Annotated in this window: 17 protein-coding genes and 1 pseudogene; 10 read left to right on the top strand and 8 right to left on the bottom strand. The window is 74.4% G+C overall.

The genetic code is table 11. From position 1 onward, the window contains the following. The first annotated feature begins 101 nt into the window (after positions 1-101). Positions 102-1,916, top strand: coding sequence for an NHL domain-containing thioredoxin family protein (locus tag ACFXPX_RS39525; protein WP_380592094.1), 1,815 nt, complete (start codon positions 102-104; stop codon positions 1,914-1,916). Positions 1,917-1,975: 59 nt separating this feature from the next. On the opposite strand, the gene ACFXPX_RS39530 is transcribed toward ACFXPX_RS39525, so the two are convergent. Continuing rightward, positions 1,976-3,289 carry a M18 family aminopeptidase gene (locus ACFXPX_RS39530; protein WP_375896757.1) on the bottom strand — a complete coding sequence of 438 codons (1,314 nt, stop codon included), beginning with the start codon at positions 3,287-3,289 and terminating at the stop codon, positions 1,976-1,978. Positions 3,290-3,599: 310 nt separating this feature from the next. On the opposite strand from ACFXPX_RS39530, the gene ACFXPX_RS39535 reads away from it, so the two are divergent. From ACFXPX_RS39535 to ACFXPX_RS39545, 3 genes are read left to right on the top strand one after another with little or no spacing between them, the layout of a single operon-like run. Next, a complete protein-coding gene (locus ACFXPX_RS39535) occupies positions 3,600-5,150 on the top strand; it encodes a peptidoglycan-binding protein (protein WP_380644780.1) in 1,551 nt (516 codons plus the stop codon). After that, entirely contained in the window at positions 5,147-5,857 is a 711-nt protein-coding gene (locus ACFXPX_RS39540) for an ABC transporter ATP-binding protein (protein ID WP_380530888.1), read from the top strand. The genes ACFXPX_RS39535 and ACFXPX_RS39540 overlap by 4 nt, the downstream gene beginning before the upstream one ends. Beyond that, complete coding sequence (locus tag ACFXPX_RS39545) at positions 5,858-7,213, top strand: ABC transporter permease (protein WP_380644781.1); 1,356 nt, start codon at positions 5,858-5,860, stop codon at positions 7,211-7,213. It begins immediately after the preceding gene. Here the strand turns inward: ACFXPX_RS39545 and ACFXPX_RS39550 are convergent. Beyond that, positions 7,210-9,039: an acyl-CoA dehydrogenase gene (locus tag ACFXPX_RS39550; protein WP_380530894.1), complete on the bottom strand. Its 1,830-nt coding sequence runs from the start codon at positions 9,037-9,039 to the stop codon at positions 7,210-7,212. The two genes, ACFXPX_RS39545 and ACFXPX_RS39550, sit on opposite strands and share 4 nt — an antisense overlap. Before the next feature lie 215 nt (positions 9,040-9,254). Between ACFXPX_RS39550 and ACFXPX_RS39555 the strand changes: the two genes are divergently transcribed. The 3 genes from ACFXPX_RS39555 to ACFXPX_RS39565 all read left to right on the top strand — a co-directional run bounded on the left by ACFXPX_RS39555 (position 9,255) and on the right by ACFXPX_RS39565 (position 11,441). Further along, on the top strand, positions 9,255-9,758 hold the full coding sequence (locus tag ACFXPX_RS39555) for an SseB family protein (protein ID WP_375896745.1): 504 nt from the start codon (positions 9,255-9,257) through the stop codon (positions 9,756-9,758). A gap of 134 nt (positions 9,759-9,892) precedes the next feature. Then, the gene (locus ACFXPX_RS39560) at positions 9,893-10,852 is read left to right on the top strand and encodes a pirin family protein (RefSeq protein WP_375896743.1); all 960 of its coding nucleotides are present in this window, start codon (positions 9,893-9,895) and stop codon (positions 10,850-10,852) included. Between the two features lie 211 nt (positions 10,853-11,063). After that, on the top strand, positions 11,064-11,441 hold the full coding sequence (locus ACFXPX_RS39565; protein ID WP_375896740.1) for a hypothetical protein: 378 nt from the start codon (positions 11,064-11,066) through the stop codon (positions 11,439-11,441). 72 nt (positions 11,442-11,513) lie between these two features. Here the strand turns inward: ACFXPX_RS39565 and ACFXPX_RS39570 are convergent, their stop codons facing one another. From ACFXPX_RS39570 to ACFXPX_RS39580, 3 genes are all read right to left on the bottom strand, one after another. After that, positions 11,514-12,335, bottom strand: coding sequence for an integrase (locus ACFXPX_RS39570; RefSeq protein WP_375896737.1), 822 nt, complete (start codon positions 12,333-12,335; stop codon positions 11,514-11,516). Positions 12,336-12,673: 338 nt separating this feature from the next. Next, positions 12,674-13,282: a TIGR03086 family metal-binding protein gene (locus ACFXPX_RS39575; RefSeq protein ID WP_380592102.1), complete on the bottom strand. Its 609-nt coding sequence runs from the start codon at positions 13,280-13,282 to the stop codon at positions 12,674-12,676. Then, positions 13,279-14,145, bottom strand: a complete 867-nt coding sequence (locus ACFXPX_RS39580; RefSeq protein WP_380530903.1) for an alpha/beta hydrolase — start codon at positions 14,143-14,145, stop codon at positions 13,279-13,281. Before ACFXPX_RS39580 ends, ACFXPX_RS39575 begins: the two co-directional genes overlap by 4 nt. Before the next feature lie 173 nt (positions 14,146-14,318). On the opposite strand from ACFXPX_RS39580, the gene ACFXPX_RS39585 reads away from it, so the two are divergent. After that, positions 14,319-14,960, top strand: a complete 642-nt coding sequence (locus ACFXPX_RS39585; protein ID WP_380530905.1) for a TetR/AcrR family transcriptional regulator — start codon at positions 14,319-14,321, stop codon at positions 14,958-14,960. A gap of 38 nt (positions 14,961-14,998) precedes the next feature. Here ACFXPX_RS39585 and ACFXPX_RS39590 read toward each other — a convergent pair whose 3' ends face one another. Next, entirely contained in the window at positions 14,999-16,318 is a 1,320-nt protein-coding gene (locus ACFXPX_RS39590) for an amidase (protein ID WP_380592104.1), read from the bottom strand. 25 nt (positions 16,319-16,343) lie between these two features. Then, positions 16,344-16,574 (bottom strand): hypothetical protein, encoded by a 231-nt coding sequence (locus tag ACFXPX_RS39595; RefSeq protein WP_375896724.1) that lies wholly within the window; start codon positions 16,572-16,574, stop codon positions 16,344-16,346. Positions 16,575-16,756: 182 nt separating this feature from the next. Between ACFXPX_RS39595 and ACFXPX_RS39600 the strand changes: the two genes are divergently transcribed. Next, the gene (locus ACFXPX_RS39600) at positions 16,757-17,698 is read left to right on the top strand and encodes an LAETG motif-containing sortase-dependent surface protein (protein WP_380644782.1); all 942 of its coding nucleotides are present in this window, start codon (positions 16,757-16,759) and stop codon (positions 17,696-17,698) included. Positions 17,699-17,795: 97 nt separating this feature from the next. Continuing rightward, entirely contained in the window at positions 17,796-18,560 is a 765-nt protein-coding gene (locus tag ACFXPX_RS39605; protein ID WP_380644783.1) for a hypothetical protein, read from the top strand. Between the two features lie 21 nt (positions 18,561-18,581). Here the strand turns inward: ACFXPX_RS39605 and ACFXPX_RS39610 are convergent. Beyond that, positions 18,582-18,977, bottom strand: a pseudogene (locus tag ACFXPX_RS39610) (hypothetical protein); the annotation flags it as partial.

Raw genomic sequence — 18,977 nt, forward strand, 5'->3', positions numbered from 1 at the left:
GGCGTCACCCACCCTCCCGAAAGCCCCCCCACCCACCAACAGCCCCGCGCAGCGGCCCCCACCCGGAATGCCCCCCACCCCTCATGGGGTTGGATACACCCATGGCATCTCGTGCACGCGTACGCGCCCCCGAACTGGTCGGAGCAGGCGGCTGGCTGAACACCGGCGGCAAGGACCTCACCCTCGCCGACTTCCGGGGCAAGATCACCGTCCTGGACTTCTGGACCTTCTGCTGCATCAACTGTCTGCACGTCCTGGACGAGCTCCGCGAGCTGGAGGAGCGGCACCGCGACACCGTGGTGATCGTCGGGGTGCACTCGCCCAAGTTCGTGCACGAGGCCGACCACCAGGCCGTGGTGGACGCCGTCGCCCGGTACGAGGTGCACCACCCGGTGCTGGACGACCCGGAGCTGGCGACCTGGAAGCAGTACGCCGTCCGCGCCTGGCCGACGCTCGTGGTGATCGACCCCGAGGGCTACGTGGTGGCCCAGCACGCCGGTGAGGGCCACGCGCACGCGATCGCCCGGCTGGTGGCCGAGCTGGAGGCGGAGCACGGGGCCAAGGGCACGCTGCGCCGCGGCGACGGCCCGTACGTGCCGCCGGAGCCGAGCAGCGAGGACCTCAAGTTCCCCGGCAAGGCGGTGCGGCTGCCGAACGGCCACTTCCTGGTGGCCGACTCCGGCCACCACTCGCTGGTCGAGCTGGCCGAGGACGGCGAGACGGTGGTGCGCCGGATCGGTGACGGGCAGCGCGGCCTGGTGGACGGCGCCGACCCCCGGTTCAGCGAACCGCAGGGCCTGGCGCTGCTGCCGGAGGGCCACGACTACGACGTGGTCGTCGCGGACACCGTGAACCACGCGCTGCGCGGGGTGCGGCTGGCCGACGGCAGCGTGACCACCCTGGCGGGCACCGGCCGCCAGTGGTGGCAGGGCACGCCGACCGAGGGCCCGGCCCGCGAGGTGGACCTCTCCTCGCCGTGGGACGTCGCCTGGTTCGACGGCAAGGTGTGGATCGCGATGGCGGGCGTGCACCAGCTGTGGGCGTACGACCTGGCGGCCGGCACGGTCGCCGTGGCGGCCGGCACCACCAACGAGGGCCTGGTGGACGGCCCGGTCGCGGAGGCCTGGTTCGCCCAGCCGTCCGGCCTCGCGGTCTCCGCGGACGGCGAGCGGCTCTGGGTCGCCGACTCGGAGACCTCCGCGCTGCGCTTCGTTTCACGTGAAACGGGGACGGTCGAAACGGCCGTCGGGACCGGGCTGTTCGACTTCGGCCACCGGGACGGCGCCGCCGACCAGGCCCTGTTCCAGCACCCGCTGGGCGTCACCGTGCTGCCGGACGGCTCGGTGGCCGTCAGCGACACCTACAACCACGCGCTGCGCCGCTTCGACCCGGCGAGCGGCGAGGTCACCACGCTGGCCACCGACCTGCGCGAGCCCTCCGGGGCGGTGCTGGTCGACGGCGACATCGTGGTCATCGAGTCGGCCCGGCACCGGCTGACCCGGCTGCGGCTGCCGGAGGAGGCGGTGCGGGTGGAGTCGGTGGCGCACCGCACCCAGCGCGCGGCCACCGAGGTCGCCCCGGGCGCCCTGCGGCTGGACGTGGTGTTCGAGGCCCCGAGCGGCCAGAAGCTGGACGAGCGCTACGGCCCGTCCACCCGGCTGCTGGTCAGCTCGACCCCGCCCGAGCTGCTGGTCTCCGGTGCGGGCGCGGACTCCGCCCTCTCCCGCGAGCTGGTGCTCTCCGCCGAGGTGACCGAGGGCGTGCTGCACGTCTCGGCGATGGCCGCCTCCTGCGACGACGACCCGGAGATCGAGTACCCGGCCTGCCACGTGCACCAGCAGGACTGGGGCGTGCCGGTGAAGCTGGTCGCCGACGGCGTGCGCCGCCTCCCGCTGGTCCTGGCGGGCATGGAGTAACCGGGCAAGCTGCGAAGGGGCCCGCCGGCGGACCGGCGGGCCCCTTCGCGGCTACGTGCTCAGCCCTCCAGGAAGGCCTTGATCGCGCTGGCCAGCAGGTACGGGTCCTCGGCCCCGCACAGCTCGCGCGCGGAGTGCATGGACAGCGCCGCGATGCCGCAGTCCACCGTCTTGATGCCCAGCCGCGCCGCGGTGATCGGACCGATCGTCGTCCCGCAGGGCATCGCGTTGTTGGACACGAAGCTCTGCCACGGCACGCCGGCCTTCTCGCAGGCGGCCGCGAACACCGCCCGGCCGACCCCGTCGGTCGCGTAGCGGTTGTTGACGTTGACCTTGAGGATCGGCCCGTTGTTCGGCAGCGGGTGGTGGCCCGGCTCGTGCCGCTCGGAGTAGTTCGGGTGGACGGCGTGGCCCATGTCCGAGGACAGGCAGACGGTGCCGGCCAGCGCCCGGGCGCGGTCCTCCGGGGAGCCGCCGCGGGCGTACACCGTCCGGTCCAGCACGTTGCCGAGCAGCGGGCTCTGCGCGCCGGTGTCCGACTCGCTGCCGGTCTCCTCGTGGTCGAAGGCGGCCAGCACCGGGATGTACGGCAGCTCCACCTCGCCCCCGGCGGCGGCGACGGCCACGGCGGCCAGCGCGGCGGTGGCCGCGTGCACCGAGAGCAGGTTGTCCAGCCGCGGGCCGGCCAGCAGCTCGCGGTCACGGCCCAGGTACGAGGCGGGCTGGACGTCGTGGGTCATCAGGTCCCAGCCGGCCACCTCCTCGGCGGCCAGTCCGGCCCGCTCGGCGACGTAGCCGATCAGCGAGCCCTCGTCGACCGGGCCGAGGCCCCAGATCGGGGTGACGTGCCGCTGCCGGTCCAGCTTCATGCCGTCGTTGACCTGGCGGTCCAGGTGGATGGCGAGCTGGGGCACGCGCAGCAGCGGCTCGTCCAGCTGGACGAGCCGCGCGCTGCCGTCCTTCAACGCGAGTCTGCCGGACAGGCCGAGGTCACGGTCCAGCCAGGTGTTCAGCGGCACCCCGCCGTAGATCTCCACCGCGACCTGCCGCCACCCGGCGGAGCCGGTGTCGGGGACCGGCTTCACGCGCAGGTTGGGCGAGTCGGTGTGGGTGCCGACGATCCGGAACGGCGTCTCCGGCCCCGCCCCCTCCGGCAGGTACCAGGCGATCAGCGCACCACCGCGGATCAGGTAGCGCCCGCCGGCCGCCGCGTCCCAGGCGTCCGCTTCCGCGACCTGACGGAACCCCGCCTTCTCCAGGCGCTCGGCGGCGCTCGCGACCGCGTGGTACGGGGACGGCGAGGTGCCGAGGAACGCGATCAGATCGTCGGTGTGCGTCCGGTCGAAGAAGGCCCGGCGGGCGGCGGTCGACATACTGCTCCAGGGTCGAGGGAGGGCCGAAGCCGGATGGGGGATCGGCTTCGCACCTTGAGCATATGCCCGTACACGGACATGGCATTCGGGACCGGGCAACGGTTTCGGAACACCGGCGCGATCCCGAACCCGCCTCCCACCGGCCCTTCTTCACGCCCTGGTCCGACCCGGTCGCACACCGTCAGCGGAGCCCCGGCCGCGGCCGCGCCGCACGGGCCCGCCGCGCACCGAAAAGCCGGGAACCCCCACCCGCGCCCGACCGCCGGGTGATAACACTCGTCCCAGTGAAGTCCTCGGGGAGAGGGATGAGTTGACCACGACGACGAAGACCGCCGACGGCACCGCCGACCCGCCGCCTCCCCCGCCCGCCCCGTCGCGGGCCTCGCGGCGGCGGCGGGCGCTGCTGGGGGTGGCGCTGGCCGCCGCGCTGGTGGCGGTGGGCGGGGTGGGGGCGGCGGCGCTGGTGAAGTCCCCGGCGGAGCGGGCCGCGCGGACCGCTCCGCCGCCGAACAGCCTGCTGACCGCGCCGGTGGTCAGCCGGGTGCTGACGCCCTCGACGGTCGCCCGCGCGGTGGTGTACCCGCCCGCGCAGTTCGACGTGGTCCCGACCGCGGCCTCGGCCGAGGTGACCGGCCTGTTCGTCTCGAAGCTGGGCGTGCGGCAGGGGGACCTGGCGGTGGCCGGGAGGCTGCTCGCCGAGGTGTCCGGGCAGCCGCTGTTCGCCCTGCCCGGACCGGTGCCCGCGTACCGCGACCTCAAGCCGGGCAGCACCGGCCCCGACGTGGCCGAACTCCAGTCCGCACTGGCTGGGTTGGGGCACGGGAGCGGCGAGGACGACCAGGGCTCGTACGGGCCCGGCACCGCCGCCGCGGTGACGGAGTTCTACCGCGCGCTCGGCTACCCGGTACCGACCACCGGCGCCACCACCCAGCAGGCCGTGGACACCGCGCGGAAGGCGGTCGACGCCGACCGGCGGACGGTGGACGGCCTCACCGCACAGAAGGAGGCGGGCGCCACCGCACCGCCCCCGCCCCCGACCCCGGCCCCGACCCAGCAGCCCCAGCAGCCCCGGCAGCCCCGGCCCCCCACCGGCGACCTCGACCGGCAACTCGCCGACGCCAGGAAGCAGTTGGCGGACGACCGGGCCGCCCTCGGCAAGGCCGAGGCCGTCAACGGCCCGATGGTCCCGGCCGCCCACGTGCTGTTCCTGCCCGCCCTCCCGGCCACCGTCACCGCCGTCAACGGCGCGGTCGGCTCGCCGGTCTCCGGCGCCCTGCTGTCGCTCACCAGCGGCGGCCTGGCCGTCACCGGCCAGCTGACCCCGGCCCAGGCGGCCGGCGTCCGGCCGGGCATGGCCGTCGAGCTGCTCGCCGAGGACTCCGGCACCACCGCCCCCGGCACCGTCGCCCAGGTCGGCGCCCCGACCACCGCTCCCCCGGCCGGCAAGGTGATCACCCTGGGCGGCTCGGGCGCGCCGGCGGGCTCCGGCCCCGCCCGGCCCGGCGCAGTACCCCCCGGCGCCGCGGGCCCGGCCGCCGGAGCGCCCGACAACCAGCCGGGCGGCCAGAGTTACGTACCGGTCACGATCACCCCGGACGCCCCGCTGCCCGCCGCCCTGAACGGCAGGAACGTCCGCCTCACCGTCCTGAGGGCCAAGGCCGGCGCCCCCGTCACGGCCGTCCCGGTCGCCGCGGTCTCCACCGACGCGGCGGGCCGGACCTCCGTCACCCGGGTGGATCCCGCCGGGAACCGCAGCACCGTCCCGGTCGCCACCGGCGTCACCGCGGACGGCCTGGTGGCCGTCACCCCGGCCGAGGGCGCCCGGCTGCGCGACGGCGACCAGGTGGTGGTCGGCAAGTGACCCCGCCGGCGACGGACTCCCCCGCCGCACCGCCCGTCATCGCCCTGCACGGCGTCGGCCGCACCCACCCCGGCCGCCCGCCCGTCGTCGCCCTGCACCCCACCGACCTGACCGTCCACCGCGGCGAGTACCTGGCCGTCACCGGCCCGTCCGGCTCCGGCAAGTCCACCCTGCTGCACCTGCTCGGCCTGCTCGACACCCCCACCGGCGGCCGCTACGAGCTGGACGGCATCGACACCGCCGGCCTGCGCGACCGGGACCGCTCGGCCCTGCGCGGGCACCGGATCGGCTTCGTCTTCCAGTCCTTCCACCTGCTCCCGCACCGCACCGCCGAGGAGAACGTCCTCCTCGCCCAGGTCTACAACCGCACCCCGCGCCGCGCCCGCCGCGCCGCCGCGCTGGCGGCGCTGCGCCTGGTCGGCCTCGGCCACCGCACGGACGCGCTGCCCGGCACCCTGTCCGGCGGCGAGCGCCAGCGGGTGGCGATCGCCCGCGCCCTGGTGAACCGGCCCAGCCTGCTGCTGTGCGACGAGCCGACCGGCAACCTGGACCCGGCCAACGCCGCGGCGGTGCTGGACCGGTTCGACGCCCTGCACGCCGAGGGCTTCACCCTGCTGGTGATCACCCACGACCCCGCCGTGGCCGCCCGCGCCGACCGCCGGGCCCTGCTCCGCGACGGCCGCCTGACCGTGCCCGAGGTGGTCTGAGTGGCCCGCCCCACGCCCCCCGGACCGTCCTCCCGCCTCAGCCCCCGCGACCTGCTCTCCGAGGCGCTCTCCGGCCTCCTGCAGCGCCCCGGCCGCTCGGCGCTGACCCTGCTCGGCACCGTGCTGGGCATCGGCGCCTTCGTCGCCGTCCTGGGCCTGACCGCGACCGCCACCGGCCGGATCGACGAGCGGTTCAGCCTGACCAGGGCCACCACCGTCACCGTCACCGACCAGCCGCGCACCGACGGCGTCGCCCCCGGCACCAACCCGCCGAGCGACTTCCCCGCCGACGCCGACCACCGGATCGCCGCGATCGACGGCGTACGGGCCGGCGGCGTCTGGTGGCCGGTGCCCGGCACCCCGACGCTCTCCCGCCGCCCGGACGGCCCCGACGAGGGCGCCGGACTGTCCGTCCTGGCCGCCACCCCGGGCGCGGTCGCCGCGATGGAGCCGACCCTGACCGCCGGGGTCACCCTGGACCCGTTCGTCCAGGACACCGCACAGCCGGTGGTGCTGCTCAGCGAGGCCGCCGCCGCACGCCTCGGGGTGAGCCGCCTGGACGCCCAGCCGGCGGTCTTCATCGACCGCCTCCCGTACACCGTCGTCGGCGTCTACGCGGACGTCCGGCGCGGGCCGGGTGCCCTGCTGAGCCTGATCGTCCCGGCCGGCACGGCCTTGGAGCACTTCGGCAACCCGGCCCCGCAGCCGGACCGCGGCGCCCAGGGCCTGGTCGCCACCCGGATCGGCGCGGCGCCCGTGGTGGCGGCCCAACTCCCGCTCGCCCTGCGGCCGGACGCCCCGACCGCGTTCACCGCCGTCCCGCCGCCGGACCCGCACGGCCTCCAGGACACGGTGGCCTCCGACCTGACCGGCCTGTTCCTGGCCCTGGCCGGGATCTGCCTGCTGGTGGGCGCCGTCGGCATCGCCAACACCACGCTGGTCGCGGTCCTGGAACGGACCGCGGAGATCGGCCTGCGCCGCTCGCTGGGCGCCCGCACCGGCCACATCGCGGCCCAGTTCCTCACCGAGTCGACGGCCCTGGGCACCCTCGGCGGCCTGATCGGCACCGGCCTGGGCGTGGTCACGGTGGTCGGCGTGGCCGCCGCCCGGGACTGGACCGCCGTCCTCCAGCCCGCCACCACCCTGCCCGCCCCCCTGATCGGCACCGCCGTCGGCCTCCTCGCCGGCCTCTACCCGGCCCTGCGCGCGGCCCGCACCGACCCCCTCCAGGCCCTGCACGGCACCTGGAGCGGCACCTGGGGCGGCACGGGAAACGCCGAAGGGCCCGGTGGCAGCCGGGCCCTTCGGTGTGAGGGTGTCGTCAGGCGGTTCAGAAGAGGAGGGCGCAGGCCTTAGAAGGCCTCCTCCGCCAGCTCCATGATCTCGTTGTCGATGCCCTCGGCGATCGCCCGCTGGGGGGCGATGGTCGGGAGGACGTTCTTGGCGAAGAAGCGGGCGGCCGCGACCTTGCCCTGGTAGAACGGCACGTCCTTCTCGGAGGCGCCGGCCTCCAGCTTGGCCAGGGCCACCGCGGCCTGGCGCAGCAGCAGCCAGCCGACCACGACGTCGCCGGAGACCATCAGCAGGCGGGTGGTGTTGAGGCCCACCTTGTACATGTTCTTGACGTCCTGCTCGACCGAGGTCAGGTCGGCGATGAGCTTGCCGACGATGGCCTCCAGGTCGCCGGCGGCCTTGGCGAGCAGCTCGCGCTCGGCGGCCAGGGCGTCGCCGCCCTCGGCGGAGCCGAGGAACTTCTGGATCTGCTCGTTGAGGGCGGTGAGCGCCTGGCCACCGTCCTTGACGATCTTGCGGAAGAAGAAGTCCTGGCCCTGGATGGCGGTGGTGCCCTCGTACAGGGTGTCGATCTTGGCGTCGCGGATGTACTGCTCGATCGGGTACTCCTGCAGGTAGCCGGAGCCACCGAAGGTCTGCAGGGACTGGGCGAGCTGCTCGTAGGACTTCTCCGAGCCGTAGCCCTTGACGATCGGGAGCAGGAAGTCGTTGAGGCGCTCGGCGGCCTCGTCCTTCTCGCCGCGCAGCTTGGCGGCCATCATGTCGTCCTGGACGGACGCGGTGTACAGGACCAGCGCGCGCATGCCCTCGGCGTAGGCCTTCTGGGTCAGCAGCGAGCGGCGCACGTCCGGGTGGTGGGTGATGGTGACGCGCGGGGCGGTCTTGTCCAGGAACTGGGAGATGTCGGCACCCTGCACGCGCTCCTTGGCGTACTCCAGGGCGTTCAGGTAGCCGGTGGAGAGGGTGGCGATGGCCTTCGTGCCGACCATCATCCGGGCGAACTCGATGATCTTGAACATCTGGCGGATGCCGTCGACCTTCTCGCCCAGCAGCCAGCCCTTGGCCGGGTGCTTGGCACCGAAGGTCATCTCGCAGGTGTTCGAGGCCTTGAGGCCCATCTTGTGCTCGACGTTGGTGGCGTAGACGCCGTTGCGCTCGCCCAGCTCGCCGGTCTCCCAGTCGAAGTCGAACTTGGGGACGATGAACAGACCGAGGCCCTTGGTGCCCGGCTTGCCGCCCTCGGGGCGGGCCAGCACCATGTGGATGATGTTCTCGGACATGTCGTGCTCGCCCGAGGTGATGAAGCGCTTGACGCCCTCGATGTGCCAGGAGCCGTCCTCCTGCTGGATCGCCTTGGTGCGGCCGGCGCCCACGTCGGAGCCCGCGTCGGGCTCGGTGAGGACCATGGTGGAGCCCCACAGGCGGTCGGTCATCCGCTTGGCGACCTCGAGCTGCTCCTCGGTGCCCTCCTCGGCGATGACGCCGGCGAAGGCCGGGCCGGAGGAGTACATCCAGATGGCGGGGTTGGAGCCCAGGATCTGCTCGGCGAAGGCCCAGATCAGCGAGTTCGGGGTGACCTGGCCACCGATGGACTCCGGGATGCCCAGGCGCCACCACTCGGCGTCCATGAAGGTCTGGTAGCTCTTCTTGAACGTGGCCGGGACCGGGGCGGTGTTGGTCTCCGGGTCGAAGACCGGCGGGTTGCGGTCGGCGTCGACGAAGGACGCGGCGAGGTCGTTCTCGGCGAGGCGGGTGATCTCGCTGAGGATGTTCTTCGCGGTCTCGACGTCCATGTCCGCGAACGGCCCGGTGCCGTACACCTGGTCGCGACCGAACACCTCGAAGAGGTTGAACTCCACGTCCCGCAGGTTGGACTTGTAGTGACCCATGGCCGTTTTCTCCGGTTCGTCGCTTCCGGGAGACCGCCGCGTTTCGGGCGTCCCGTACCCACCAGTAGGCATCATGATGCTACCCAGCGGTAACTTGGGCAAGCCCCCGGCGGTGAATCCGGTATGAACGTGGTCACGTCCCACAAGCCGGGGCGACCACTCCTTGTCAGGATCGACGCCAGCGCGGGCGGGTGCGCTCCCGCTAGCCTGTCCGTGTGTACGGATATGACCAGAACGCATACCCGGGTGACCCCTACCAGCAGCAGGCGGGTCCGCAGCCGGGCATGAACGGCATGCCCGGACCGGACGCGTACGGCACCCAGGGGCAGGCACCCCAGCAGTCGCTGTACCCCGAGCCCTCCCCGCCGTCCCTGGCGGACGCGGTGCGGGCCTTCACCACGGGCTCGATGGCGGTCGAGGACTTCCAGGCCATCTTCATCACCTCGAAGGTGCACTGCCCGCGCGGCGAGCGCCCCGGCTTCCTGGCACTGCACAACACCCCGACGCCGGTGATCCCGATGTTCAGCTCGCTCAAGGAGCTGCGCCGCTACGCGGGCAAGGACTCCAAGCACTTCACCGTCACCGGCGCCGAGGTGCTGGACCTGCTGCCGACCGGCTACGGCTTCGCGCTGGACATGGAGGGCGAGCACCGGATGGTGTTCGACGCCAAGGCCGTGGAGCAGATGGTCGACTTCACCATGCGCCGGATGTACGGCTGACGGACGGCCCACCCCGGGAGAGGAGCCCCGCGCTCCTTCGTCACCACATAGTTCAAGTTTCAACTTGCTTGTTGTTGAGGATTGAACTATTCTCGTGGACGTAGGCCAGAGAACCCCCCTCGAAGGAGGCCGACATGCCCGCCGTGACCGTCGACAACCCGCTGACCCTCCCGCGCGTCACCACGCCGGACCAGACCGTCGCCACCCCGCGGCCGGTGCTCACCGTCGCCACCGCCCCCGAGGGCTTCGAGGGCGAGGGCTTCCCGGTCCGCCGCGCCTTCGCCAAGATCAACCAGAAGTACCTCGACCCGTTCATCATGATGGACCAGATGGGCGAGGTGGACTACGCGGCCGGCGAGCCGAAGGGCACCCCCTGGCACCCGCACCGCGGCTTCGAGACCGTCACCTACATCATTGACGGAACGTTCATCCACCGGGACTCGCACGGCGGTGGCGGCACGATCACCGACGGCGACACCCAGTGGATGACCGCCGGCTCCGGCCTCCTGCACATCGAGACCCCGCCGGAGTCCCTGGTGCGGTCCGGCGGCCTCTTCCACGGCCTCCAGCTGTGGGTGAACCTGCCCGCCTCGGACAAGATGATCACCCCGAAGTACCAGGACATCCGCGGCGGCAGCGTCAAGCTGCTCGGCTCCGAGGACGGCGGCGCGCTGCTCCGGGTGATCGCCGGCGAGCTGGACGGCCACCAGGGCCCGGGCACCACCTTCACCCCGATCACCATGATCCACGCGTCGGTCAACCCCGGCGCCCAGGTCACCCTGCCCTGGCGCGCCGACTTCAACGCCCTCGCCTACGGCCTCGCGGGCAACGGTTCGGCCGGCGCCGAGCGCCGTCCCTTCCACCGGGGCCAGGCCGTCGTCTTCGGCGACGGCGACTCGATCACCATCCGCGCCGACGAGAAGCAGGACTCCCGCGACAACAACTTCGAGGTGGTCCTCCTCGGCGGCCTCCCGATCCGCGAGCCCGTCGCCCACTACGGCCCGTTCGTGATGAACAGCCACCGCGAACTCCAGCAGGCCATGGAGGACTTCCAGGCCGGCCGCCTCGGCACCATCCCCACCGACGCCCACTGACGCCCGCGGACACCCACGGACGTCGGCACACCCGAAGGGCCCGGACCGCTACGGTCCGGGCCCTTCGCCATGTTCGTACCGGAAGCCTCCGGAGTCCCATCCTCCCCTTGTCGCACGGGTGTTGACACCTGCTCCGAGCGTCTCCCCATAATGTCGATTGGTCTGAACCATTGGCCAAATTGGTCGAGACCACCACGGGAGGAAACCCACCATGCGCCGTACCGTCCGGCGGCTCGCCGTACTCGCCGTACTCGCCTCGACACCGCTGATCGCCCTGACCGGTGCCACCGCGGCCGAGGCCCGGCCGACCATCGACACCAGCTCGTACTCCGTCTACGACGGGACGGGCACCTGCTCGATCAACGTGCACTTCTACTACAGCTCGCACTGGTACGTGCAGTACGACCTGATCAACCACGGCAACGGGACCCAGGGCTGCGAAGCCGGCGCGTACACCAGCGACCAGGGCTGGGTCGGCCACATCACCGGCGGCAGCTTCTCCACCAGCGACGACCCCTCCCGCTACGTGCAGCCGTGGGTGCAGAAGGTCGGCGACTCGTCCAGCTTCCGCTGGGGCCAGAACCGCTGACCCGCACCACCCACCCCGCACCACCCGGGCAGCACCGCCCGGGCAGCACCGCCTGAGCAGCGCCTCCGCCGGCTACAGCAACGCGTAGACGGCGGAGGCGTCGTCATGGGTCTTGCCGCGCGGCCAGCGCTCGCAGCCCGCGTCCGCCCGCTCCACCTCGCGGACCTGGGCGATCAGCTCACCCGGACCGGACTCGGCGAGCAGCTGCAGCACGTCCCCCCAACTGCCCAGCCCGAAGCGCTCGGTGTAGCGCGAGGCGCCGTCGGTGAGGGCGGCCAGCGCGTGCAGCCGGTCCAGCCGGACGAAGCCGGTCTCGGCGTGCTCGGCGGCCCGCGGACTGGCGGCGGCGATCCACGGCCCGGTGCCCCGGTTCCGGGCGGCGCGCACCGCCAGCGCGTACTCCAGGTGCAGCGCGGCCCGCTCGGCCGACCCCGGGACGGTCGCCCAGACCTGGCGGCGCAGCCCCTCCCCGCCGGGGAAGCGCTGGTTGTCGCCGATCACCTTGGGCGGGCCGTCCTTGAACTCCAGCACCAGCAGCGAGTCCCCGAGCACCAGGTACTCCAGCGACTCGCCGTGCCGCCGGGCCGCGACCACCATCGCCGCGGGCGTGTTGGCGTGGCCGAGGTCGCAGCGGCCGCCGTGCAGCGCGGCCGTCTCCACGATGGCGTCGGCCAGGCACTCGGCGATCGAGCGGTCCACCCGGTCGGTCAGCCGGGCGAGCAGGTGCACCCCCAACCGGCGGACGTACCAGGCGGTTCCGTGCCGGCACCCGGACTCCAGACCGGCCGGCGAACTGGCGCCGTCCAGCAGGACCAGCGCCTCCGGCGAGGCCGCCGCGAAGTCCTCGCTCTCGCGGTCGGGCCGCCGTGCTTCCCCTGCGAGCTGTAGCTGCATCCCGACAGTGTGGCCGCCACCCCCGGCCCGCGCCCAGACCCCTGCGCCGGTGTGGCGCGGGCCGGGGCCGGTTTCCGGTGGCAGCCGGGGCGATTCGGCCATACCGTCGGATAACGACTGGACAATTCGGCCAATCAGGGCCGTCCAGGTTTGGCACCACCTTCGGGTGCCCGGGCGGCCCGGGACTGACGAGGAGCGGAAGATGTTCTGGCAGTTCATCGTGTTGCTCGCCGCCGCGCTCGGCTTTCCGACCGCCGCACTGTTCTTCCTGATCGGCGGACCGCGCTTCCCCGACGAGCGGCGCGGCCCCGACGCGTAACCCCCGGGCCGGACAAGGCCTACGCGCGCCAGGCCGGGTCGCGGCCGAGCAGCGCCAGCGCCCGCTCGAACCGCCCCGCACCGCCGCCGGGCGCCCGCCCCGGTCCGAACGGCCGGCCGGGCCCCCGGAACTCCGGGGTGTCCGGGACGGCCCCGGTCACCGCCAGCAGCGCGCCCGCCAGCTCCTCGTCGCCGTCCACCGCCGCGACCAGCCGCCCGGTGCCGCCGAGCGCCGCGGCGACGTCCCAGCCGTGCACCAGGGTGTCCAGCAGGTGGAAGCCGACGGCCAGGTCGAGCGGGAACGGCTCGTCGGCACGGAGTTCGGGCAGCCAGAGCGCCCGCCCGGCGGCGGCCGCCTCCCGGAAGGCGGCGATGAGGTCGGCGCCGCTGCGGCGGAAGTCCTCCGCCGGGTCGGCACCCGGTGGGGCGTCCGCGAACAGCGACAGGTCCGGACCGGCGCCCCGGGCGGCCGCGGCGAAGCCCCGGTGCTGGCCGACGCAGTGCGCCAGCAGCGCACCCAGGGTCCACCCCTCGCACGGGGTGGGCCGGCCCAGCTGCTCCGGCCGGACGGCGGCCACCACCTCGACGGCCGACGCCACGGCCCGCGCGTGCAGTTCGACGATCCTCATGCGGCCGCGACCCCCGTTCCGGCGGCGACGAATCCGATCACCTGGTCCACCACGGCCGGTTCCGCGACGATCCGGCGGTGGCCGAGCCCCCGGGTGACCACCAGGTCGAGCCGCTCCCCGTACGCCCGCTTCAAGCGGTGCGCCTGGCCGAGCGGCACCACGTCGTCGCCCTCGTCGTGCAGCACCAGGACCGGCAGCCCGATCTCCGCCGCCCGGCGCGCGGCGTCGTACCGCTCCCAGACCCCGGCGTCCCCGGCGAACAGGTCCTGTTCGATGCGGCGGCGCAGCGCCCGCTCGACGGTGGCGTCCAGGCCCAGTCCGGCGCAGAAGGCGGCCGGGAAGAAGCCCACCTCGGACACCCCGGACACGGCCGCCAGCCGGCCCGCCCGCAGGCCGTCGCCGAGCGCGCCGAAGGCCGCGCAGACGCCCAGCGAGTGCGCCACCACGGCCTCGAACGGCCCGTACCGGTCCTGGAGCCGCAGCGCCAGTTCGCGGTACTCCAGCACGCTGGTGGCGCGTCCGCCGGAGTCGCCGTGGCCCGGCGCGTCGAAGGCCAGGACGCTCAGGCCGAGGGCGCGCAGCCGGGGGACGAAGGGCGCGAAGCGGGACGCCCGGGAGCGCCAGCCGTGCAGCAGCAGGACGGGCCGTTCGCCACTGCCCCAGCGGTAGCCGACCACGGGTCCGCCGTCGACGGCGAGCGGTTCGCGGGCCGCCCCGTGGTGGACCTCCCGCTCGGCGGGCCGGACCGGGCTGCGCCGCAGCGGGCGCCGGAAGAGTTCGAAGGCCGCCCGGCCGGCCAGGCCGGGGGCGATCCGGGCGGTGGGGTTGAGGGCGGTGCGGATCAGTGCCTGGGCCGGGTCCATCGGGTCTCCCCTGCTCTCTGCGTGCTGCGCTCCCTGGGCCTTGCTCCTTGCTCGGGGCGAGATATTAGCACGACCGTTCGTGCAGTTTTCAGACCACCGCCGGACCGCCGCCCCCACGAACCGACCCACTACCCTGGGCGACACCCCACCGCGACGAGGAACGAGGGCGCACCATGGCCGCACCGACCACGGACGGACGGGTCCTGCGCGGGGAGGAGACCCGCCGGGCCGTCCTGCGCCGCGCCGTCGGGATCGCCTCCGTCGAAGGCCTGGACGCGCTGTCCATCGGCCGCCTCGCCACCGACCTCGGACTCAGCAAGAGCGGCGTCTTCGCCGGCTTCGGCTCCAAGGAGGAGCTCCAGCTCGCCACCGTCCGCGCCGCCCGCCGGATCTTCGCCGACGCCGTCCTCACCCCGGTCGCCGAGATCCCGCCCGGCCTCGCCCGGGCCCGCGCGCTCTGCGAGAGCTGGCTCGCCTACTCCCGCACCCGGGTCTTCCCCGGCGGCTGCTTCTTCTACCAGGTCACCGCCGAGTTCGACGCCCGCCCCGGCGCCGTCCGGGACGCCCTGGCCGGCTGCGCCCGGGAATGGCACGGCACCGTCGTCGAAGCCCTCGCCGGGGCCCGCGGCACCGGCGCCCTGCGCCCCGACGCCGACCTCGACGACCTCGCCTTCGCGCTGATCGCCGTCCTGGAGGCGGCCAACGCCCAGGCCGTCCTGCACCAGGACGACGCCCCCTACCAGCGGGCCGGCCGCCTCCTGCCGGGCCTGCTCCGCACCGCCGCCACCGACCCGGCCGACCCCGCGCTCGCCTGAGCCGCCACCCCGTACCCCCCGCTACCCCGTACCCGCCGCTACCCCAACGCCCGCTGCCCCAACGCCCGCTCCAGCACGGCGGCCCCGGCGAGCAGCCGCTCGTCCGCCCCCGCCGCGCCGACCAGTTGGAGACCGAGCGGCAGCCCGTCCGCCGTCCGGCCGGCCGGCAGGCTCACCGCGGGCAGACCGAGGAAGCTCCACGGCAGCGACATCACCCCGTTCCCGGTGTCGTGCAGGCCCTCCGGCGCCCCGCCGGTCGCCGAGGGCGCCAGCCACAGGTCCACCCCGGCGGCGGCCGCCGCCCCGGCCACCCGCTCCCGCAGCCCCTCCCGGAACCGCAGCGCGGCCGCCCGGTCCACCGCCGCGACCCCCTGCCCGACCCGGATGCTCGCCACCGTCTCCGGCCGGTACAGCCCGCCGAAGCGGGCGAACCAGTCGGCGTGGCTGCGGGCCAGCTCGAACCGGTTGACGACCTGCAACTGCCGCACCACCTCGGCGAAGTCGGGGAACAGCGGCACCCTGCGCACCGTCACCCCGGCCCGGACCAGCCGTGCCACCTGCTCCTCGAAGGCCCGCCGCGCGGCCGGCTCCGCCCGCTCCAGGTACGGCCCGTCCGGCACCCCGCACACCGGGGCCGCCGCCTCCCCCTCCCCGGGCCGCCAGTCCTCGCACAGCAGCGGGGCCACCAGTGCCGCGCCCGCCGGATCGGCGGTGAACACGCCCAGGGTGTCGAAGCTCGGCGCGTTCGGGACCACGCCCGCGAACGGGATCCGCCCGTACGTCGGCCGGAACCCCACCACCCCGCAGTACGCGGCCGGCCGGATCACCGAACCCACCGTCTGGGTGCCGATCGCCAACGCCACCAGCCCGGCCGCCACCGCCGCCGCCGACCCGCTGCTCGAACCGCCCGGGGTGTGCCCCGGCCGGTGCGGATTGCGGGTCGGGCCCGGGGCGGTCGCGGCGAACTCGGCGGTCACCGTCTTGCCCGCGACCATCGCCCCCGCCGCCAGCAACCGGTCCACCACCACGGCCTGCGGCCCGGCCAGCACACCCGGCGGCAGCGCGGACCCCGCGTGCGTGGGCAGGCCGTCCACGTGCACGATGTCCTTGATCCCCACCGCCACCCCGTACAGCGGCGGCCGCCCGGCCGGTTCCGGGTAGCGCGCGGCCAACTCCCTTGCCCGCGCCCGCAGTCGGTCGTGCCGACCAGGCTCCGCCACGAACGCGTGGAGCAGCGGGTCCACCCGCTCGACCCGCGCGCAGAACCGGTCGACGTACTCGGACAACCCGGGCGTGCCGGAGCGCAGCCCCGCGGCCTCGACGGTCAGCGACCGGGGCCGGACCAGCGATTCCTCCATACCGAGCACCGTAGCGCCCGGCCGCTCACTGGTGCTCGGCCGACAGGTACGGCGTCTCGCGCAGGAAGTACGCCCCGCAGGTGTGGCAGCACAGCTCCGGGGTCCGCCCCCAGTCCACCGCCTCCCGCACCGGCGCCCCGGGATCGAGTTCCCGGCCGCACATCGCCACGCTCTGCGACCCCCGGACCACGTGCCACAGCCGCACCCCTCCGGCCTCCCCCTCGGGGCCGAACTCGGCTCGCATCTGGTGCATCATGCCCCCATCGTCCGGCGGCCCCCACGCCCCGGCAACCGGAGCACCCTGCCTCCCGCCCCCGCCCGGGAGCACCGGCACCCCACCCCGGTAGGGTACGCGGGCGAACCAGTGCCGACGGCCCGCGCCGAAGCCTCAAATCGCCCAAAACCACCTGTATTTCGCCCAAAGATGGAGCTAGTCGCGTGCGCTCTTCCCGCCTTCTCGCCGCCTCCGCGCTGACGGCACTCGCCCTCTGCGCCACGGCCGGCGCCGCCACCGCGAGCGCCGTCGGGATCACCTCCCCGACCCCGGCCCCGACCGGCACCACGACCGCGACCACCGCCCCGAGCACCCCGGCGCCCGGCACCCCGGCGCCGAGCACCCCCGCGACCGGCACGCCGAGCGCCCCGGTCACCCCCACCGTCAAGCCGGTGCCGAAGCCGACCGTCGACAACCGGTGCCACGGCGGCGTCTACCAGAGCGCCCTGCTCAAGGCCACCGGCACCGGCCTGTACGGGACCACCCTGGTCAAGGGCGGACCGGCCGCCGAGGTCACCGTGACCTGGGAGAACAAGAGCGGCGTCGACCTGCCCGTGGTCCACAACTCCCTGTACGTCACGGACGAGTTCGACGGCAACGTCCCGGTCCAGTGGAGCACCGCGTTCTTCGACGTCCAGCTGAACACCGGCGACGGCTGGAAGCCCGCGCAGCTCAACGACCGGAGCCTCATCACGCCCGAGTTCAAGCTGGCCAAGGGCGAGAAGCTCACCTACAAGGTCCGGATCGCCGCCACCGCCAAGGCCCCGGTCGGCCGCTACGGCGCCAACTACGAGGCCGGCTCGGACGCCTTCGACAACGACAAGGTCCCCACCCCGGCCAACAACAAGCCCCAGGCCTGCACCCAGTTCCTCGACGACTACCTGGGCGAGTTCCACGTCGCCGAGGCCGGTGGCGCCACCACCGCGGCCACCGTGCCCGCCGCAGTCGCCACCGCCTCCGCCTCCCCGTCGGCCGGCCCGCACCTGGCCGAGACCGGCAGCTCCTCCAACACCCTGCCGATCGCCCTCGGCGGCGCCGCCGTCCTGGCCGCGGGCGCCGGTACCCTGTTCGTCCTGCGCCGTCGCAAGGCGGGCGCGCACAGCTGATCCCGCGTGAAATGAACCGAGGGGCGCGGACAACCGTTCGGGCCCCTCGGTGGTCTTCCGGGAGAGCGACACCCGACCCCACCGCTGGAGCCCGCCGATGCGTCCCGCCCGCCTTCCCGCCGCCTGCACCCTGCTCGTGCTCACCGCCGGTCCGGCCGCCCTCGCCACGGTCCCCGCGTTCGCCTCCGACACCCCGACCACCGCCCCCGCGACGCCCACCGGGGCACCCAGCGGGGCACCCACCGGGACGCCTTCCGAGACCGCGACGCCGACCCCGGCGCCGACCGCCCCCGCCGACTGCCCGGAAGGCACCACCGCCGACCCGATACCGGCCACCGGCGGCACCGGCACCCCGGGCGAACTCGCCGTCACCTTCACCAACACCAGCACCGCCACGGTGAAGCAGCTCGCCACCACCGTGGCCCTCGCCGACGGCAGCGGCAGCCTCCCGCTGGAACTGCGCGCGGGCGCCGGAGCCTGGAAGCCCCTCGCCGTCACCGGCACCCCGGTCGACACCGGCGCCTACCAGGTCCCCCAGGGCCAGCGGCTCACCCTCCAGGTCCGGCTCGCCGCCGGCACCCCGCGCGGCGACCACCGCCTCACCTTCACCGCCAGGTCCGAGGTCCTCCCGAGCGGCTCCGCCCCGGCGAAGAAGTACACCTGCCCCCAGCTCACCGCCGCCTACACCGGCACCCTCACCCCCGCCGACCACGCCCAGCCCGCCACCGGCACCACCCCCACCCACCTCGCCGACACCGGCGCCGGCACCGCCACCCGCCCCCTCGCCATCACCGGCACCACCGCCCTCCTCCTCGGCACCACCCTCCGCCTCCTCACCCGCCGCCGCCCCACCACCGACTGACGGGCACCCGCCCGGACACGCTCAGGACGCAGCGCGCAGCAGCGCGCCGTCCTGCCACTTGAGGATCTTGTCGAAGCTCACGATGGCCCCGCGGAGCGGGTGGTTGCGGAGCTGGACGTGGTCGGTGAGGGCGTGGATGAGGAAGAGGCCGCGGCCGGATTCGGCGGTGAGGTCGGGGAGGGTGTCGAGGTCGACCGGGCGGAGCGTGGGGGCCGCGGGACGGTGGGGGAGGACGTGGGTGTCGTAGGGGTGGCCGTCGCGGCGGGGGCGGTGGGCGGTGAGGACGCGGGCCGGGACGTTGCGGCGGGGTCGCCGGGGGAGGCGCGGGCCTAGGCCGGGGCGACGCCGTGGGCGAGGGCGGGCGGGGGGTGGACCCCCGCGGTCGCCAAGGCAGCGGGCGGGATGCGACAGCACGCC

The sequence above is a fragment of the Kitasatospora sp. NPDC059146 genome (genome assembly GCF_042786665.1).
In the GTDB taxonomy this organism is placed as follows: Bacteria; Actinomycetota; Actinomycetes; order Streptomycetales; family Streptomycetaceae; genus Kitasatospora.

Excerpts from the sequence above, each read along its gene's own strand:
- ACFXPX_RS39595 (WP_375896724.1), bottom strand. The coding sequence starts at position 16,574 with ATGATGCACCAGATGCGAGCCGAGTTCGGCCCCGAGGGGGAGGCCGGA.
- ACFXPX_RS39570 (WP_375896737.1), bottom strand. The coding sequence starts at position 12,335 with ATGCAGCTACAGCTCGCAGGGGAAGCACGGCGGCCCGACCGCGAGAGC.
- ACFXPX_RS39560 (WP_375896743.1), top strand. The coding sequence starts at position 9,893 with ATGCCCGCCGTGACCGTCGACAACCCGCTGACCCTCCCGCGCGTCACC.
- ACFXPX_RS39605 (WP_380644783.1), top strand. The coding sequence starts at position 17,796 with ATGCGTCCCGCCCGCCTTCCCGCCGCCTGCACCCTGCTCGTGCTCACC.
- ACFXPX_RS39575 (WP_380592102.1), bottom strand. The coding sequence starts at position 13,282 with ATGAGGATCGTCGAACTGCACGCGCGGGCCGTGGCGTCGGCCGTCGAG.
- ACFXPX_RS39585 (WP_380530905.1), top strand. The coding sequence starts at position 14,319 with ATGGCCGCACCGACCACGGACGGACGGGTCCTGCGCGGGGAGGAGACC.
- ACFXPX_RS39550 (WP_380530894.1), bottom strand. The coding sequence starts at position 9,039 with ATGGGTCACTACAAGTCCAACCTGCGGGACGTGGAGTTCAACCTCTTC.
- ACFXPX_RS39590 (WP_380592104.1), bottom strand. The coding sequence starts at position 16,318 with ATGGAGGAATCGCTGGTCCGGCCCCGGTCGCTGACCGTCGAGGCCGCG.
- ACFXPX_RS39525 (WP_380592094.1), top strand. The coding sequence starts at position 102 with ATGGCATCTCGTGCACGCGTACGCGCCCCCGAACTGGTCGGAGCAGGC.
- ACFXPX_RS39580 (WP_380530903.1), bottom strand. The coding sequence starts at position 14,145 with ATGGACCCGGCCCAGGCACTGATCCGCACCGCCCTCAACCCCACCGCC.
- ACFXPX_RS39530 (WP_375896757.1), bottom strand. The coding sequence starts at position 3,289 with ATGTCGACCGCCGCCCGCCGGGCCTTCTTCGACCGGACGCACACCGAC.
- ACFXPX_RS39565 (WP_375896740.1), top strand. The coding sequence starts at position 11,064 with ATGCGCCGTACCGTCCGGCGGCTCGCCGTACTCGCCGTACTCGCCTCG.